This is a genomic window from Vibrio halioticoli NBRC 102217 (assembly GCF_000496695.1).
GTDB classification, from domain to species: domain Bacteria; phylum Pseudomonadota; class Gammaproteobacteria; order Enterobacterales; family Vibrionaceae; genus Vibrio; species Vibrio halioticoli.
Window position 1 is genome coordinate 26,323 of the sequence record NZ_BAUJ01000048.1, and the last position, 14,451, is coordinate 40,773.

A 14,451-nucleotide genomic window follows, 5' to 3' on the forward strand; every position below is an offset into this window, starting at 1 on the left:
AAGGGCGCTCTTTTTTTTGTTTTATAGATAGGCTTTCTTTACTTCCTCAGCAATAATTTTTATGCCGTTTTGCATATCTTGATCATTTTGCACGTAGTTCATTCTTAAACATTGCTTGGAATGTTGCCATTCTTCTTCTTGTCCAAAAAAGAAATATTCTCCCGGAACAATCAGTACCCCACGAGCTTTCAGGCGTTTATACAATTCCATCGTCGTAATTGGCAATTCATCAAACCATAACCATAGGAATATTGCGCCTTCGGGTTTATGGATGCGGAATCTAGGATCGGTGATTTCTGATTGCAGTAGAGAAATGGCTTGCGCCGATTTTTGCTGATAGAAAGGTTTGATTACCTCATCGCTCAACCTTAATAGATCATTCGATTCAATCATATGCTGGGCAACCGTTGGTCCAATACTTCCCGGTGCTAAACCGATAATGCCGTTGATATTGGTGAGGGCTTGAGTGATCTCTTCATTGGCAATGACGATGCCACATCTTACGCCAGGTAATCCTAGTTTTGATAAGCTCATGCAAAGAATAGTGTTGTCGTTCCAGAAAGGGGTAGCATGCTCAAATACGATATTAGGAAAAGGTGTGCCGTAGGCGTTGTCTAAAATTAATGGAATATTGTGCTTTTTCGCCAGCTTATCTAGCTTATACACTTCTTCATCTGTGAGTAAATTGCCTGTTGGGTTGGTGGGTCTAGAGGCACAAATAGCGGCCACTGAGTCATCAATTTTGATTTGTGAAAAATCCACATGGTATTTAAATTGCTGATTTTCCAGCAACTCGATTTCAGGTCTATAAGATACGAAGATATCGTCCTGAATACCCGAATCGCAATACCCAATATATTCAGGTGCCAGTGGTAATAGGATTTTCTTGTGCGAACCGTCAGGCTGTTTTCCTGCTAGCAGGTTAAATAGATAGAAAAAGGCGCTTTGACTACCATTAGTTAAAGAGATATTTTTCTCACTAATATCCCAGCCGTAGGTTTCTTTTAGTAAGCCGGCCAGCCCGCTGACAAAAGAATCTTTACCTTGTGGTCCATCATAGTTAGCCATAGCGGCAACTAACTCACCGCTAGCGAGCATTTGGCGGGTAATATCAGAGAAATAATCCAACATTTCAGGTATTGCAGCAGGGTTTCCGCCACCTAGCATTAAAGCTCCAGGCGTGCGTAAGCCATCATTTAAATCACCCATTAGCTGAGTAATCCCTGAGTTTCGGTTAAATTTTTCTCCGAACGCTGAATAAGTATTTTCTGAAGACATATAAGGCCCTAATTCTTTCTAAATCAGTATAGGAAAGAGATCAACATTAGCCTAGTAGACGGGGAATACTCAATAGTTTAATGAGTATTTATAATAAAAAGCCCAGCCGGAGCTGGGCTTAATAAGATTATTTCTGCAGAAGAGAAATATCGGCAATTTGTAGGAATAAATTGCGCAGCTTGTTCAGTAGCGTTAAGCGGTTCTTTTTCAGAGCTTCGTCATCGGCCATAACCATAACGTTGTCAAAGAATGCATCAACAGGCTCACGTAAATCAGCCAGTTTACTTAATGCTTGCTGGTAGTCGCCAGTGGCGAAAGCAGGTTCAAGTGCTTCAGCCATGACTTCAACGTTTTCAGCCAGTGCTTTCTCTGCATCTTCTTGAAGAAGAGCAAGGTCGATTTCTTCAGCTAATTCGCCATCAAACTTAGCAAGGATATTACCTACACGTTTGTTCGCAGCAGCCAATGCAGTTGCCGCTTCTAGACCACGGAAGTGGGATACCGCTTTAACTCGTTGGTCAAAATCAGTAGGTTTAGTTGGGCGACGAGCCAACACCGCTTGGATAATATCAATGCTGAAGCCAGCATCTTGATACCAAGAACGGAAACGACCTAGCATGAAATCAAGTACGTCAGCTTCTACGTTTTGGTTAGTCAGTTTATCGCCTAACTGTGCTTTTGCTTCGTGGATCAGGTCAACAAGGTCTAGCTTGTAGCCATTTTCTACGATAATACGTAGCACACCTAGCGATGCACGACGTAGCGCAAATGGGTCAGAACCTTTTGGTGCTTGACCAATACCGAAGATACCAACAATAGTATCTAGCTTATCCGCCATGGCTACAGCAGAAGAAATACCCGTGCTTGGCAAATCATCCCCAGCAAAACGAGGCATGTATTGCTCGTAAAGTGCTAGAGCCACTTCTTTGTCTTCGCCGTCATGAGTCGCGTAGTGCATGCCCATAACACCTTGGGTATCGGTAAATTCGAATACCATAGAAGTCATTAGGTCACATTTAGCCAGTAGGCCAGCACGCGTGGTTTTTTCTACGTCAGCGTCGATTTGCTTAGCAATGTAACCAGCTAGAGCTGTGATGCGATCGGTTTTGTCTTTGATCGTACCCAGTTGTTTTTGGAAAACCGCTTGTTCTAGTTCAGGAAGACGATCGATCAAAGGACGTTTACGGTCGGTATTAAAGAAGAACTCCGCATCTGCTAGACGAGGACGAACCACTTTTTCGTTACCTTCGATAACTTGACGAGGGTCTTTAGATTCGATGTTAGAAACAAAGATAAAGTTAGGCAGTAGCTTTTTGTTTTCGTCATAAACAGGGAAGTATTTTTGGTCACCTTTCATGGTGTAAACCAAAGCTTCAGAAGGCACGTTTAAGAACTCTTCTTCAAACTTCGCTGTGAGTACCACTGGCCATTCAACCAAAGAGGTGACTTCTTCAACGAGATCGTCTTCTAGGTCAGCGATGCCGCCAACCGCCGCTGCGGCTTTTTTAGAATCGGCTAGGATAATTGCTTTACGAGCTTCGTAATCTGCCATTACTTTACCGCGCTCTTCTAACAGAGCAGGGTATTGATCGGCTGAATCGATAGTAAACTCTTGCTCACCCATGAAGCGGTGACCACGGATAGTACGACCTGATGCAACGCCAAGGATCTTACCTTCGATAAGCTCATCACCAAGCAGTACCGTCAGTGTTTTTACTGGGCGGATAAAGTGAATGTCTGAGTCGCCCCAACGCATTACTTTAGGGATAGGCAGTCCAGTTAGCGCTTTAGCCGCGATATCTAGAACCAATTCTTGAACTGGCTTGCCTTTTACTTCTTGTTTGAAAAGAAGCCATTCGCCTTTGTCTGTTTTAAGACGCTCAGCTTGCTCAACAGAAATACCGTTGCCGCGAGCCCAGCCTTGAGCCGCTTTAGTTGGGTTGCCGTCAGCGTCAAATGCCACCGAAATTGCAGGGCCACGTTTCTCAACCACTTTGTCTGCTTGACCTTCAGCCAGGCTAGTTACTTTAAGTGCTAAACGACGAGGTGCTGCGTACCATTTTACGCCTTCGTGAGAAAGCTCAGCCGCTTTAAGACCCGCTTCAAAGTTAGAAGCAAACGCTTCTGCTAGAGAACGAAGTGCTGTTGGTGGTAGCTCTTCGGTACCTAGTTCAATTAGAAAATTCTTCGCCATGATTATTTGTCCTCGTTCTTAGCTACAGGTCGACACATAGGGAAGCCAAGAGCTTCACGTGACGCGTAGTACGCCTCTGCAACTGCTTTAGTCAGATCGCGAATACGAAGGATATAACGTTGACGCTCTGTTACTGAGATAGCTTTACGTGCATCAAGTAGGTTGAATGCGTGACCGGCTTTAAGAATGCGTTCATAAGCAGGAAGCGGCAATGGCTTGTCTAGTGCCAGTAGCTCTTTACACTCTTTTTCACACTGCTCGAAGAAACCAAATAGGAAGTCCACATCAGCGTGTTCAAAGTTGTAAGTGGATTGCTCAACTTCGTTTTGGTGGAAAATATCACCGTAAGTAACTTTAGAGCCATCGGGTGCAACGTTCCAAGTTAGGTCGTAAACAGAGTCGACTTCTTGAATGTACATTGCTAGACGTTCGATACCGTAAGTGATTTCGCCAGTAACAGGCTTACACTCTAGGCCGCCAACTTGCTGGAAGTAAGTAAACTGAGTTACTTCCATGCCGTTTAGCCAAACTTCCCAACCAAGACCCCAAGCACCCAAAGTTGGGTTTTCCCAGTTGTCTTCTACGAAACGAATATCGTGAACCAATGGATCGATACCAAGCACTTCAAGAGAGCCAAGGTACAACTCTTGGATGTTATCCGGAGAAGGTTTAAGAGCGACTTGGAATTGATAGTAATGCTGCAGGCGGTTTGGGTTCTCACCGTAACGTCCGTCAGTTGGACGACGTGAAGGTTGAACGTATGCCGTTGACATTGGCTCTGGGCCAAGTGCACGCAGACACGTCATTGGGTGAGAGGTGCCAGCACCTACTTCCATATCTAGCGGTTGAACAATAGTACATCCGTTTTGAGCCCAATAATCCTGCAGCGCGAGGATCATTCCCTGGAAGGTTTTGATATCGTATTTATGCATAGTCGTTTCGCGCGATTCTTTTGTCTGAATATGAAATAACTTTGAATTATACCCAGATATTAAGATGGGGAGTAGTGAAAAAACCGTCAATTCACGTATCGAGAACAAGACAAATGCAAAATAGACCCTCTAGCTTTCATGGTTTGCAGAATATAGTGAAATCTATACCGCTCATTTTGTGGCAACGATTAATGGCAAAACAGAGAGTGAATAACTAAACTAAACTAAGCTAGCATCTTAGTTGCATAGCAATTGATTGATGTATAAAATCCACACCATCTTTGGGGAGTAGCTTACCGAGACTGCAAGTCCGGTTCGTCCGTCAACATAATTGATGCAAAATCATCATGGCGTTCGAGACTCTTTGTTTAGCAAGACCTTAGATAAGAATCGCTATCCTTGGTGGGAGAGTGACGCTTATCTATCGTTTGTTATCTCCCACCTAAAGAGAGTCTTTTGAGCGTTCTAGCCATTTCTATCACTACCGTTTCTTTAGCTGAAATTGGGGATAAAACCCAACTTTTAGCTCTTCTATTAGCCAGTCGATACCGTAAGCCTTTGCCTATCATAGCCGCTATATTTTTAGCGACCGTCGCTAATCATGCTGTGGCAGCTTGGTTGGGGGTATTGGTTTCCGACTTATTAAATCCTGATGTTCTGAAATGGGTTTTGGTCGTTAGCTTTGCTTTGATGGCATTGTGGATTTTGATTCCAGATAGGTTAGATGACAATGAGTCTATTTCTAATAAAGGCCCCTTTGTGGCGAGCTTTATTGCTTTCTTTGTCGCTGAAATAGGCGATAAAACCCAAATTGCCACCTCAATACTGGGCGCAAAGTTTCCTGATGCATTATGGATGGTGATATTAGGAACAACCGTTGGAATGTTATTAGCGAATGTGCCAGTGGTCATGATTGGCAAATTGTCTGCTGATCGATTGCCTTTGCTGCTTATCCGTAGAGTCACGGCTGCGCTTTTTATGCTGATGGCGGTAAGCGCAGCGATCTATTGATTGGATAAGCTTAAGATTGGATAGGCTTAAGCAAGCCCTTTTTTAATCAAATACTGAAATGGGGCGGTATCAGTTTTTTCTGCGATGAGCTGATGATCCATAAAACGGCAAAAGCTTGGAATATCACGCACAGTTGAAGGGTCATCGGCTTTTACGAGTAAGACTTCACCTTCTTGCATGGTGCGGATGGTTTTTCTTACCATCATTACAGGCTCTGGGCAGCGCAATCCTTCAGCCTCTAAAACTTGGCTGGCAACTTCTGGATTAAAAGACATGGTTTTCTCTCCCAAAAAATGAGACAGCGATCATACTTAAGTATAAAAAATATTCAATATTTACTTGGTGAACAACAGAGAGAGTAAACCACACTTTTAACTTGTACTTTACAGTGCGATAGCATTTCGCCTTATTTATCGGCTCTTTCTATTTTTATTATGGGTAAACACGATTTCAGGAAACTGATACTATGCGTAGTGAAGCTTTATCTGTACTGAGGTTAAATGGAACTAGAAGAAATTTATCGTCGCGATCTTAACTTATTAATTGCCTTGCGAGTGTTAGTCGAAGAAGGCAGCGTGAGTCGGGCGGCAATTAGACTTAATTTAAGCCAGTCGGCAATGAGTCGTGTATTAGGTCGTTTACGAGATTTACTCAACGACCCGCTATTTACTCGCAATGGACAAAACCTCATTGCGACAGAAAAAGCCTTACAGATTAATGAGCAGATTCAGTTCCCACTGGAAGCTATTCGAGAACTGCTGACACCAACGGATTTTGATCCGTCACAGTGCTCACAAAGATTTGTTGTCGCTACCACCGATTACGCTATGCAGACCATTTTGCCGTTTGCCTTATCTAAAATTTACGATTTAGCGCCTAATATCTCATTAGATTTTCAGCCATTGCAGCATGACAATATTTATCATCAGTTGACGGCTGAAAGAGTGGATATGGCTATCTGTCGGCCAGTGTCTGAAATAGAGCCTTTACGTAAAGAGGTGTTAGGAAAAGTAGGGGTCACTTGCCTAGTCTCTAAAAAGCACCCTCTAGCGGATAAGGTTTTAACGTTACAAGATTTTGTAACTCTGCCCCACGCAATGATCGCTATTAGTGATGGCGTGAAATCGTTAATCGATGAGAGTTTGTTAACACATGGCAAAATAAATTTAGTGTTACGTGCTTATCATTTAGAAGCGGCTCTTGCCATTGTTGACCGTTTGCCATTGGTGATTACTGTGCCAGCGGATATCGCTTATTTGGTGGCAGAGAGACATAATTTAGTGGTTAAAGCGCTACCATTTGAGTTTATAGCGTTTGATTATTCACTGATTTGGCATTCGAGGTGTGATAGCTCACCTGCGCAAAAATGGCTACGAGCGGTATTAAAAAATGAGTGCGGAAGATTAATAGAAAAGCGGGTAATGGATATGGGGTTAGAGTAAGCCAGCAGATTACTCCGCTGGCTCATAGATTGCTGCCCCCAGCAAACTAACTTACTTTAATTACGACACGACCGGTAATTTGACCATTAGTAATGTCGTTAGCTGCCTGAATCGCATCTTCTAGGTTAATCAGCTTAGTCGCTTGTTCGTAGAATGATGCAGGTAGCAATTCAACGAGACGTTCCCATGCTTGGATGCGTTTTTCTCTTGGACACATAACAGAGTCAACACCTTGCAGGCGAACATTACGCAAGATAAATGGCATTACTGTAGTAGGAAGATCGAAACCGCCAGCTAGACCACATGCAGCTACAACACCGTTGTAGTTAGTTTGAGTCAGAACCTTAGCCAGTACTTTGCTACCTACAGTATCTACTGCTGCAGCCCAAAGTTGGCGTTCTAGTGGTTTTGCTGGTTCTTCTAGTTCAGCACGCTCAACGATGCGTGATGCGCCTAAGCTTTTTAGAAGCTCGCCATTTTGTGATGAACGACCTGTCACTGCCGCTACTGAGTAACCTAGTTGGCTTAGTAGAGTGACAGCTACGCTACCTACACCACCACTTGCGCCTGTTACTAGTACTTCGCCGTCTTCAGGTTTTACGCCACCATCAACGATAGCTTGAACACAAAGCATTGCTGTAAAGCCCGCTGTACCTACACTCATTGCTTGTTGGCCAGAAAGACCGTCAACTAAAGGAACTAACCAGTCACCTTTAAGACGTGCTTTCTCAGACATACCACCCCAATGGTTTTCACCGACACCCCAGCCAGTAAGAACCACTTTGTCACCTGCTTGATAACGATCATCTTCAGATGTGGTTACGGTACCCACTAAGTCGATACCAGGAACCATAGGGAAGTTACGAATGATTTTGCCTTTACCTGTAATAGCAAGGCCATCTTTATAGTTTAGAGAAGTGTAGTCTACAGCGACCTCTACATTACCCTCTGGTAATAGTGATTCATCAATTTGCTCAATTGCTGCAAAAGTTTTTTTATCTTCTTGGTTTAGAACAAGTGCTTTGAACATCAGTTACTCCAAAGGGTTAATGTATTTGATTGCTAGTAAGTCTAGAGAACAATTTCGAATAAAAAAAATGATTTGTCATCATTTTAACTATGCATTAGATGCATTAATTGCTGAAAAGATATGATTTTGTAGCTAAAAAGCCACCTCAAGGGTAAGAGGTGGCTCATAAAAGGTAGGGTTATGGCCTTTCAAAAATAGTTGCTATACCTTGCCCTAAGCCAATGCACATGGTGGCTAGGCCATATTTGGCATCTTTGCTTTCCATCAAATTAATTAAAGTGGTGGAGATTCGTGTGCCAGAACAACCAAGAGGATGACCTAGAGCAATCGCGCCGCCATTTAAATTTACTTTTTTATCAATAACATCCAGTAAACCGAGATCTTTAGCGACTGGAAGTGCTTGAGCGGCAAAGGCTTCATTGAGTTCAATCACATCCATATCTTCGATAGTGAGTCCGGCGCGTTGCAATGCTTTTTTAGTGGCAGGCACTGGACCATACCCCATAGTCGCAGGATCGCATCCAGCAATTGCCATGGATTTTACTTTGGCACGTACACTTAACCCAAGTTGTTGCGCTTTTTCTTCGCTCATGATCAGCATAGCGGATGCACCATCTGAGAGGGCAGAAGAAGAGCCTGCGGTAACAGTGCCATTGGCTGGGTCAAACACCGGTCTTAATTGTGATAAACCTGCAACCGTGGTTTCAGGGCGAATCACCTCATCGTAGTCCAATGAAATAAGAGAGCCATCGGCAGCGTGAGCTTGGGTGGCATAGATTTCTGATTTGAATGCCCCGTCTAAAGTGGCTTTGTGAGCTCTGGCGTGGGAGCGGGCGGCAAACTCATCTTGTTGCTCTCTTGCGATGCCATGCAGTTTGCCAAGCATTTCTGCGGTTAGCCCCATCATGCCGGAAGCTTTTGCGACACTTTTTCCAAGCCCATCATGGAAGTCTACTCCGTGATTCATGGGGACGTGTCCCATATGTTCCACGCCGCCTACGATACATATATCAGCGTCACCGACCATAATTGAGCGGCTAGCATCGTGCAGAGCTTGCATTGACGAGCCACACAATCTATTCACTGTTACAGCGCCTACTTCAACGGGAAGGCCAGCTAATAAAGAGGCATTTCGAGCCACATTAAACCCTTGCTCTAAGGTTTGTTGTACGCAACCCCAGTAAATATCTTCAATTTGGCTCGCATTTACCGCTGGGTTTCTTTTTAACAAGCCTTTCATCAGGTGTGCCGAGAGATCTTCGGCGCGAGTATGACGAAAAGCACCGCCTTTAGATCGTCCCATGGGTGTGCGGATGCAATCAACAATTACGACATTTTTCATTTCTTATTCCTCTTATTGATTACAAGCTGGTGGATTGTTGGTTGGCATAAAAGTTATCGCCAGAGCTCGCCATGCTATACAGCAATTGCGGTGCTTTATAGAGAGCGCCGAGTGACTGATATTTTTCACATAGAGCAAGGTAATTATTGATGCCTAAGCTATCTAGATAACGGAACACTCCGCCTCTAAATGGAGGAAAGCCTAAGCCATAAACTAGCGCCATATCCGCTTCTTGTGGTGAGGCGATAATGTTTTCTTCAAGGCAGAGCACCACTTCATTGATCATTGGAATCATCATGCGTTGAATTAACTCTTCATCACTGAATGTTTGCTGCGGTGCTTTTAGTGCTTGTAAGCACTTTAGAACATCAGGGTTAAAGGTTTTCTTTGGTTTGCCTTTTCTATCCGGCTGATATTCGTAGAAGCCAGCGCCATTTTTTTGTCCGTAGCGTTTTTCTGCAAATAATAGGTCTATAGCATCGGTGCCTTGTTTAGCCATACGTTTAGGGAAACCTTCAGCCATTACTTTTTGCGCATGATGCGCAGTATCTAGCCCTACTACATCCAATAGATAAGCCGGTCCCATTGGCCAGCCAAATTGACGTTCCATGACTTTATCTATGTGCTGGAAATCAGCGCCATCATTGACTAATTGGCTAAATCCATTGAAGTAGGGGAATAAAACACGGTTTACAAAAAAGCCGGGACAATCATTGACCACTATCGGCGATTTACCCATCTTCGCGGCGTAAGCCACAACTCTATTGATGGTGTCTTCTGAGGTTTTTTCTCCGCGAATAATTTCGACTAAAGGCATGCGGTGCACAGGATTAAAGAAATGCATGCCACAGAAGTTTTCTGGTCTTTGTAAAGATTGCGCCAGTAGGTTGATAGGGATAGTACTGGTGTTGGAAGTAATAACGGCGTCAGGGCTAGTGTATTGCTCCACCTCAGCTAGTACGCTGGTTTTAACCTTCGGGTTTTCAACTACTGCTTCGATGATTACATCGGCTTGTTCAATACCAGCGTAGTGCAAACTTGGAGTAATAGAGGTGAGCACCTTAGCCACTTTATTAGGTTTGATACGCCCACGCTCTAACCGAGTATTCAGCAGTTTTGAAGCCTCTGTCAGTCCCAAATCAAGAGAAGGTTGAGCAATATCTTTCATCAATACAGGTACATCTTTTAATGCGGATTGATAAGCGATACCTCCGCCCATAATTCCCGCGCCAAGCACTCCGGCACGTAACGTGGGCTTGGTGGAGGCTTTAGCGGCTTTTTTCGCTAGTCCTTTTATGTATTGGTCATTAAGGAATAAGCCTACTAAAGATGTCGCTACTTCGGTTTGGGTTAGGGTGATAAAGTTTTCTCGCTCAATATCAAGAGCTTCATCTCGGGAAAAACCTGCGGCCTGTTCGATAGTTTTAACGGCCATCATAGGAGCAGGGTAGTGTGGACCTGCTTTTTGAGCGACCAATCCTTTGGCGGTAGTAAAGCTCATTATGGCTTCTAGCTTGGCAAGCTTTAATGGTGCCGTTTTATTATGGCGACGCTCTTGCCAATCAATAACGCCTTGATTGGCATCTTTTATCAGTGCAACCGCAGAGCTAAACAGTACATCAGTCTCTACTATGGCATCAATCAAGCCAATCTTAAGTAGTTTGTCTGCACGCTTTGAGCTTCCGGCCGTGATAATTTCCATTGCATTATCAGCACCGACTAAGCGGGGCAATCGCACTGTTCCACCAAAGCCGGGCATGATGCCAAGTTTTGTTTCTGGTAGACCGATATTGGCGGTTTTATCAGCCAAGCGAAAATCTGTGGCTAGAATTGCTTCACAACCGCCACCAAGCGCATGACCTTTGATAACAGAGATAGTGGGAACAGGCAGGTCTTCAAGATTATTGAAGATGGAGTTGGCAAATTGTAGCCATTGATCAAGTTCTTGTTTCGGTTTAGCAAATAGTCCAAGAAACTCAGTAATATCAGCGCCCACAATAAAGGCATCTTTGTCGCTTGTGACGATGACACCTTTAAGGTTTTCAATCTGTTGTGTTGCTTTAATCCCGGCATCTAATGCTGCAAGGGTTTTCAAATCGAGCTTATTAACTGAGTTATCCCCACAAAAGCATATTTCTACTATGCCATCTTGGTGTTCTTTGACCGTGAGGGTCTCTGCTTGATAGATCATCCGTGTTCTCCATAAATCGAGTCAGCCTAGTGGCGAGACAGTATCGTGGTATGACCAGTTAAGTTTGACTATGAAACACGCAAATATCAATACATTTATTTAACATTTCATCAACAACGTGTCGTGTGTGCCACTATTAATTGAAAGTGCTTCTCGTGATAAACTGTTTCAATTACCTCAAAATGCGCAGATCCAATGAACGTCTCTCCTTATTTAACACCGGCCAAATCAATGATTTTTGAAGAAGAAATCAAGAAGAGTCAGTTTATTACCTACTTAGCTCACACTCCGTCTATTGAAGCGGCCAAAGCATTTGTAGATGAAATAAAGGCGAAACATAATGACGCGAGACATAATTGCTGGGCGTTTGTTGCTGGTCGTCCTGAAGATTCAATGAAGTGGGGCTTTAGTGACGATGGCGAGCCGTCGGGCACCGCAGGGAAACCTATCCTCGCTCAATTAACCGGATCTGGCGTAGGGGAGATCACTGCCGTTGTAACCCGTTATTATGGAGGCATTCGTTTAGGTACGGGTGGCTTGGTAAAAGCGTATGGTGGTGGGGTGCAACAGGCGTTAAAGCTACTCGAAACCATCGAGAAGAAGATTACTACTCAATTAGTCGTAGAAGTAGACTACTCTCTCATATCATTAACTCAGTCTATTATGGCGCAGTATGGTGCAGTGGAAGTTGACGCTACTTATGATATTAGCGCTAAACTGACCGTGGAGATTGAAGTTCTGCATGAAAGTGACTTTATTCTGACTATGACTAATAAAACCGGGGCGAGAGCCTTAATTTCAAGGATGAGCTAACCCTAGTATGCAGTTTCGTTCCATTATTCGAATAGTAGGTCTGCTACTCGCACTCTTTAGTGTCTCTATGTTAGCGCCTGCGGGTGTGGCTCTCATCTATAGAGATGGTGCGGGTGTTCCCTTTGTCGTAACCTTTATCATCTTACTCATTTGTGGTTTTGTTTGTTGGTTCCCTAACCGTCGCCAAAAGCGAGATTTAAAAGCCCGAGATGGCTTTTTGATTGTTGTATTATTTTGGACGGTTATTGGCAGTGCAGGCTCATTACCTTTCCTGTTGGTGAATAGTGCTTCTGTCAGTGTCGCCGATGCCTTTTTTGAATCATTCTCTGCTTTGACTACAACAGGAGCTACAGTTCTTGTTGGTTTAGATGATTTGCCCAAAGCTATCCTCTTTTATAGACAGTTTCTACAATGGTTTGGCGGAATGGGGATCATTGTATTAGCGGTGGCTATTTTACCTATGCTTGGCATTGGTGGTATGCAGTTATATAGAGCCGAAATCCCGGGTCCAGTAAAAGACAGTAAAATGACCCCAAGGATAGCTGAGACCGCTAAAGCACTTTGGTACATCTACCTTAGTCTGACGGTTGCTTGTGCGATTGCCTTCTGGCTAGCAGGAATGACCTTCTTTGATGCAATAGGGCATAGCTTCTCTACTATTGCTATCGGTGGCTTCTCTACTCACGACGCTAGCATGGCGTATTTTGATAGCTATGCGATTAATATGATCACCGTCGTCTTCTTATTAATCTCCGCTTGTAACTACTCTTTGCACTTTGCTGCGTTTGCGTCTGGTGGGGTGCATCCTAAGTATTATTTAAAAGACCCAGAGTTTAGAGCCTTCATCTTTATTCAAGTCATGCTATTCCTGATCTGTTTTTTGGTGTTACTAAACCATCACAGCTATGACACCTATTACGAAGCGTTTGACCAAGCACTTTTCCAAAGTGTTTCTATTTCAACAACCGCAGGCTTTACCACCACCGGTTTTGCCCAGTGGCCTCTATTTCTACCTATGCTGTTATTGTTTTCATCTTTCATTGGGGGATGTGCAGGCTCTACCGGTGGAGGGATGAAAGTCATCAGAATACTGCTGCTTACATTGCAAGGCTTTAGAGAGTTAAAGCGATTGGTTCACCCACGAGCGGTGTTCACCATTAAGCTGGGCAGCAAAGCTCTGCCTTCTAAGGTTATTGATGCAGTATGGGGTTTCTTCTCAGCGTATGCCTTGGTCTTTGTCATATGTATGTTGGCATTGATAGCAACGGGTATGGATGAGCTCACCGCATTTTCTGCCGTCGCCTCAACCTTAAATAACCTCGGCCCTGGATTGGGTGAGGTATCACTGCATTACGGTGACATTAGCGATTCAGCAAAATGGGTGTTAGTTATCTCTATGTTGTTTGGTCGATTAGAGGTATTCACCTTATTAATTTTATTCACTCCAGCATTTTGGAAAAATTAGGGAAAGAACATTGAAAAAGGCGGCATTGCTGTATTCCACGAGTGACGGTCAAACCAAAAAGATTTTGGCCCACATAGAAAGTGAACTAGAAGGGTTTACTTGCGAATCATTTGATCTCGCTTCAGTGAACACTATCGACCTATTAGCTTTTGATCGCGTCGTTATCGGTGCATCTATTCGTTATGGGCATTTAAATAAGAAGCTTTACCAGTTTATCGAAAAGCACCTAGTGCAATTGCAACAGAGCAATGCAGCGTTCTTTTGTGTCAACTTAACCGCAAGAAAAGAAGAACAAGGTAAGGACACCCCAGAGGGAAGTGCGTATATCAAAACGTTTCTTAAGAAATCACCTTGGCAACCAAAGCTGATTGGCGTGTTTGCCGGAGCGCTCCTTTATCCTAGATATAACTTCTTAGACAAATTTATGATTCGTTTAATTATGTCTATGACTGGGGGAGAAACGGATACCACTAAAGAGGTTGAGTACACCAACTGGCAAAAGGTCTCTTTATTTAGCCAAAAAGTCGTAAAAATGGACGGAAATTAATCGTTTTTAAAGGCTGTTGTCGCAAAATTAACCGAACAGAATTTAATTATAAAAAAACCTTAAAAAACGCTTGCCAACGTGACGCAGGTCTCTATAATGCGCCCCACTGACACGGCAACAGCGACAACGCTTCGCAGTGATTCAGTCGGCAAATTAGCTGAGCCATTTGAGTTTAACTTCTCTTAGAAAATAAATTCAAAAAAGTG

The 14,451-nt window shown here is 43.6% G+C and carries 12 protein-coding genes and 1 riboswitch; of the genes, 5 read left to right on the forward strand and 7 right to left on the reverse strand.

All coding sequences use genetic code 11. The features are described from left to right. Positions 1 to 21 precede the first annotated feature (21 nt). From VHA01S_RS13485 to glyQ, 3 genes are all read right to left on the reverse strand, one after another. Entirely contained in the window at positions 22 to 1,278 is a 1,257-nt protein-coding gene (locus VHA01S_RS13485; RefSeq protein WP_023404920.1) for a valine--pyruvate transaminase, read from the reverse strand. 127 nt (positions 1,279 to 1,405) lie between these two features. Next, complete coding sequence (gene glyS, locus VHA01S_RS13490) at positions 1,406 to 3,472, reverse strand: glycine--tRNA ligase subunit beta (RefSeq protein ID WP_023404921.1); 2,067 nt, start codon at positions 3,470 to 3,472, stop codon at positions 1,406 to 1,408. 2 nt (positions 3,473 to 3,474) lie between these two features. After that, the gene (glyQ, locus tag VHA01S_RS13495; protein ID WP_021714783.1) at positions 3,475 to 4,404 is read right to left on the reverse strand and encodes a glycine--tRNA ligase subunit alpha; all 930 of its coding nucleotides are present in this window, start codon (positions 4,402 to 4,404) and stop codon (positions 3,475 to 3,477) included. Between the two features lie 271 nt (positions 4,405 to 4,675). Beyond that, positions 4,676 to 4,858, forward strand: a riboswitch (yybP-ykoY riboswitch). A gap of 2 nt (positions 4,859 to 4,860) precedes the next feature. Between glyQ and VHA01S_RS13500 the strand changes: the two genes are divergently transcribed. Beyond that, on the forward strand, positions 4,861 to 5,415 hold the full coding sequence (locus VHA01S_RS13500; protein ID WP_023404922.1) for a TMEM165/GDT1 family protein: 555 nt from the start codon (positions 4,861 to 4,863) through the stop codon (positions 5,413 to 5,415). 26 nt (positions 5,416 to 5,441) lie between these two features. Here the strand turns inward: VHA01S_RS13500 and tusA are convergent, their stop codons facing one another. Beyond that, a complete protein-coding gene (gene tusA / locus VHA01S_RS13505; RefSeq protein WP_023404923.1) occupies positions 5,442 to 5,690 on the reverse strand; it encodes a sulfurtransferase TusA in 249 nt (82 codons plus the stop codon). A 225-nt stretch (positions 5,691 to 5,915) separates the two neighbouring features. On the opposite strand from tusA, the gene VHA01S_RS13510 reads away from it, so the two are divergent. After that, positions 5,916 to 6,857 (forward strand): LysR family transcriptional regulator, encoded by a 942-nt coding sequence (locus VHA01S_RS13510; RefSeq protein ID WP_023404924.1) that lies wholly within the window; start codon positions 5,916 to 5,918, stop codon positions 6,855 to 6,857. A gap of 46 nt (positions 6,858 to 6,903) precedes the next feature. On the opposite strand, the gene acuI is transcribed toward VHA01S_RS13510, so the two are convergent. From acuI to fadB, 3 genes are all read right to left on the reverse strand, one after another. Beyond that, positions 6,904 to 7,887, reverse strand: a complete 984-nt coding sequence (acuI, locus tag VHA01S_RS13515; RefSeq protein WP_023404925.1) for an acrylyl-CoA reductase (NADPH) — start codon at positions 7,885 to 7,887, stop codon at positions 6,904 to 6,906. A 178-nt stretch (positions 7,888 to 8,065) separates the two neighbouring features. After that, positions 8,066 to 9,229 (reverse strand): acetyl-CoA C-acyltransferase FadA, encoded by a 1,164-nt coding sequence (gene fadA, locus VHA01S_RS13520; RefSeq protein WP_023404926.1) that lies wholly within the window; start codon positions 9,227 to 9,229, stop codon positions 8,066 to 8,068. A gap of 19 nt (positions 9,230 to 9,248) precedes the next feature. Continuing rightward, a complete protein-coding gene (gene fadB / locus VHA01S_RS13525; RefSeq protein WP_023404927.1) occupies positions 9,249 to 11,420 on the reverse strand; it encodes a fatty acid oxidation complex subunit alpha FadB in 2,172 nt (723 codons plus the stop codon). A gap of 195 nt (positions 11,421 to 11,615) precedes the next feature. Between fadB and VHA01S_RS13530 the strand changes: the two genes are divergently transcribed. From VHA01S_RS13530 to hemG, 3 genes are read left to right on the forward strand one after another with little or no spacing between them, the layout of a single operon-like run. Next, entirely contained in the window at positions 11,616 to 12,233 is a 618-nt protein-coding gene (locus VHA01S_RS13530) for a YigZ family protein (RefSeq protein WP_023404928.1), read from the forward strand. A gap of 7 nt (positions 12,234 to 12,240) precedes the next feature. After that, positions 12,241 to 13,698: a TrkH family potassium uptake protein gene (locus tag VHA01S_RS13535; RefSeq protein WP_023404929.1), complete on the forward strand. Its 1,458-nt coding sequence runs from the start codon at positions 12,241 to 12,243 to the stop codon at positions 13,696 to 13,698. A 10-nt stretch (positions 13,699 to 13,708) separates the two neighbouring features. After that, positions 13,709 to 14,245 (forward strand): menaquinone-dependent protoporphyrinogen IX dehydrogenase, encoded by a 537-nt coding sequence (gene hemG, locus VHA01S_RS13540; RefSeq protein ID WP_023404930.1) that lies wholly within the window; start codon positions 13,709 to 13,711, stop codon positions 14,243 to 14,245. Positions 14,246 to 14,451 lie beyond the last annotated feature (206 nt).